This window comes from Methylacidimicrobium cyclopophantes (genome assembly GCF_902143385.2).
GTDB classification, from domain to species: domain Bacteria; phylum Verrucomicrobiota; class Verrucomicrobiia; order Methylacidiphilales; family Methylacidiphilaceae; genus Methylacidimicrobium; species Methylacidimicrobium cyclopophantes.
Window position 1 is genome coordinate 1 of sequence record NZ_CABFUZ020000144.1, and the last position, 3137, is coordinate 3137.

The window sequence follows — 3137 nt, forward strand, 5'->3', positions numbered from 1 at the left end:
CGCCCGGTCGACGGCGGCGGCGAAGCCCAAGTTGTGGGAAGAGCGCAGATAGACGGCTTTCGGGAAGGAGCGAGGGATTTCTTCGGATGTGCCGTCCGTGGAACCATTGTCGACAAGGAGCAACTCCGTTTCGAAGGAGACCCGGCTCGACTCGACGGAACGGATTGCTTCGCGGACAAGCTCCCGGGTATTCCTGGTGACGATGATTACCGACACGAGCGGAGCCGTTCCTCCGCTTTCTCCCGAGAGTTGCTTCGGGGGCATCGGACCCGTCGCCCGGCAGCCGGTCATTCCGCCCTCCATGGAAGAATCTTGGCAAAACGCAGCGGGGATTTGCGATCCAGAACCTTCTTCATCTAGAGTAGTTGCGGACATGGCTCCCTCGACCTCTCTTCCGTCGTCCGACGCTCTGCCTCCTTATACGGATCTCTGGGCCTATCGGAAGCGTTTTGCCGAGGCGGCACCGATTCTGATGTACCACAAGGTCGGTTCTCCTCCGACCGGGACGCGCTTTCGCGGGCTCTACCTTCCCACCTGGCTTCTGGCGCGGCAGTTGTGCGAATGGAAATCGACCGGCTGGACGTCCGTAGGTCTGGAGGAATTTCTCCAACCGGCGGAGCCGATTCGGCGGCGGGTCTGCCTTACATTTGACGATGGGTATGCCGACGTACATCGGGAGGCGCTGCCACTTCTTCGAGAACAGGGGTTTCGAGCGATCCTCTTTTTGGTCGCAGATCGAATCGGCGGCTCCAACGATTGGGACGCCGCGATCGGGGAAAAGCCCGTGGCTCTGATGGATCGGCGGCAGATCGAAGAGTGGCTCCAAGAGGGACAAGAGATCGGTGGACATACCCTCACGCACCCGTCGCTCGTACGGCTGAGCTTGCCAGAGGCGCGGCGAGAAATCCTCGACGGAAAGAAGAAGCTGGAAGATCTCTTCGGGCGGCCCGTCGAGCACTTTTCCTATCCTTACGGAGATTGGAATCCGCAGATTCGGGACCTTGTCGCCGAAGCGGGCTATCGGACCGCTTGCACCGTGGAGCGCGGAATCAACGGCGTAGGGGCCGATCCCTTCCTCCTGCGGCGGATCATGGTACGCCGTGCCCCCCGCACCCTGAAGACGCTCTTCGGACTCGTGCCGGGCTAAACCGCGCAGCCGACGGGGCTCGTCCCGAGGGGCGCAGTAGAGAGATGGAAGCGCAACGGGGAAGAAAATTGCCGATCTCGGTAACGATGATCGCCTGTAACGAGGCACGCAACCTGCCGCGGAGCCTCGGAAGCGTCGCCGGCTGGGTAGAAGAGATCATCGTCGTGATCAACGATTGCACCGATCAGACGCCCCGCATCGCCAGGGAATTCGGAGCCAGGGTGGAGGAGCGCTCCTGGACCTGTCGACGCGATCAGAAGAACGTGGCGCTCGAGCTCGCCACGCAGCCCTGGGTCCTGGGACTCGATGCGGACGAGGAGGTCTCGCCCGAGATGAGGAAAGTATTGGAAAAGTTTTTTTCCCGCTCGGAACCGAAGTTCGATGGCATATCCTTTCGCCGCAAGACTTGGTTTCTCAACCGGTGGATCACCCACGGAGATTGGTACCCCGACTATAACCTTCGCCTCTTCCGGCGGGATCGCGGCCGATGGGGAGGGAATCGCGAGCATGATAAGCTGATCCTGGCCGGTCGGGAGAAGAGGGTGCGGGCGGAGCTTCTCCATTATTCCTTCCCGACGGTGGAAGACAACGTGCGGAAAATTCCGACCTTCGCGGCGGCGTTTGCCGAAGAGCGGCAGGCGAAAGGCATCGGCTTCCAGTGGAGAGATCTGCTTTTCCGGCCTCTCTGGCGCTTTGTGCGCGGGTATATCCTCCGGTTGGGCTTTTTGGATGGATTTCCGGGCTTTTACATCGCCGTGGTCACCGCCCTGGCCACTTTCGTTCGCTACGCCAAGCTCTATGAGCGCCAGTTCGGCAAGCAGCCTCCGCCGGCCGAAGGGAGCGGCTCTCCCGGCGCTTCTCCTCGCGGATAGGGGAATTCGCGATCGTTCGCCATCCTCTGCCTGCCGCTTCCCTGCGGCCTTCTCCTTCCGCCCCGGCAAGGGAGCGGCTGGTCTCCCCACGTGGCTTCCCGGATCCGGCTTCTGGGCCTAATGCTGTGGGAAAGGAGAGGAGAGCACCAGAATAGTCGTACGCCCCTGGAGCGATTAGCCTGAAAGAGGAAAAGAGGGACGTTGCCCCGGCGAAACTTCGCCGATTGCGCTGGAACGAGAAGCGACGGCCCTGGCAAAGCGGAGGAGAAAGAGGGATGGACGGCCAAGCGACGGGAACGCCGGTGGATCCGGTGGGGCATGGGCACGGGAAACCCTTGCCCTGGTGGAGACAGTGGGTCTTTTCGACCGATCACAAAGTGATTGGAATCCAATACATGATATCCTCGCTCTTGATCGGGCTTTTTGGCTTCGGGCTCATGCTCTTCATGCGCTGGCAACTCTCGTATCCCGGGCAGCCCTTGCCGCTCTTCGGCGCTCTCTTGGAACGGCTCTTCGGAGCGAACATGGCACCGGGCGGCGTGATGACTCCGCAGTTGTACAACTCCTTCGGAGCGATCCACGGAACCGTCATGATTTTCATGGCCCTTGTGCCGGCTCTCTTCGCCGGCTTCGGGAATTACATCGTTCCTCTGAAGCTTGGCGCTCCCGACATGGCCTTCCCTCGGCTCAACATGGCGAGCTTCTGGTGCTTTTTCGCGGGAGCGGTCATCATGCTGGGAAGCTTCTTCGTTCCCGGCGGTGCTGCGAAGTCGGGATGGACTTCCTATCCTCCGCTCGCCAACCTGGCAGATTCGGGCCCGGGATTTCATCCAATTCTCAATGGCCAAACGCTTTGGCTTCTCGGGATGGCCTTCAATATCACCGGCTCACTCCTGGGGGTCATTAACATGATCACGACGATCTTCCAGCTTCGGGCGCCGGGGCTCAGCTGGATGCGCCTCCCGATCTTCATCTGGTCCGAGCTCGTGACCGCCTTCCTCATGCTCTTGGCGTTTCCCCCACTGGAGGCGGCCGCCGTCATGCAGTTAATGGATCGGCTGGCGGGAACGAGCTTTTTCTCTCCCGACGGTCTGATCGTCGGGGGGCAGCGGGTCGCG

The 3137-nt window shown here is 61.1% G+C and carries 4 protein-coding genes; 3 read left to right on the forward strand and 1 reads right to left on the reverse strand.

The annotated features are described in order from the left end of the window. The coding region (locus FN369_RS06750) for a glycosyltransferase family 2 protein (protein WP_246189596.1) at positions 1 to 291 on the reverse strand (291 nt) is incomplete at its 3' end. Positions 292 to 373: 82 nt separating this feature from the next. Between FN369_RS06750 and FN369_RS06755 the strand changes: the two genes are divergently transcribed. From FN369_RS06755 to FN369_RS06765, 3 genes are all read left to right on the forward strand, one after another. Continuing rightward, positions 374 to 1147, forward strand: coding sequence for a polysaccharide deacetylase family protein (locus tag FN369_RS06755; RefSeq protein ID WP_178087730.1), 774 nt, complete (start codon positions 374 to 376; stop codon positions 1145 to 1147). Positions 1148 to 1191: 44 nt separating this feature from the next. After that, positions 1192 to 2019, forward strand: coding sequence for a glycosyltransferase family 2 protein (locus tag FN369_RS06760; protein WP_142525421.1), 828 nt, complete (start codon positions 1192 to 1194; stop codon positions 2017 to 2019). 275 nt (positions 2020 to 2294) lie between these two features. After that, the coding region (locus FN369_RS06765) for a cytochrome c oxidase subunit I (protein ID WP_178087731.1) at positions 2295 to 3137 on the forward strand (843 nt) is incomplete at its 3' end.

Coding starts and splice junctions, on each gene's coding strand:
- FN369_RS06760 (WP_142525421.1), top strand. CDS start 1,192: ATGGAAGCGCAACGGGGAAGAAAATTGCCGATCTCGGTAACGATGATC.
- FN369_RS06755 (WP_178087730.1), top strand. CDS start 374: ATGGCTCCCTCGACCTCTCTTCCGTCGTCCGACGCTCTGCCTCCTTAT.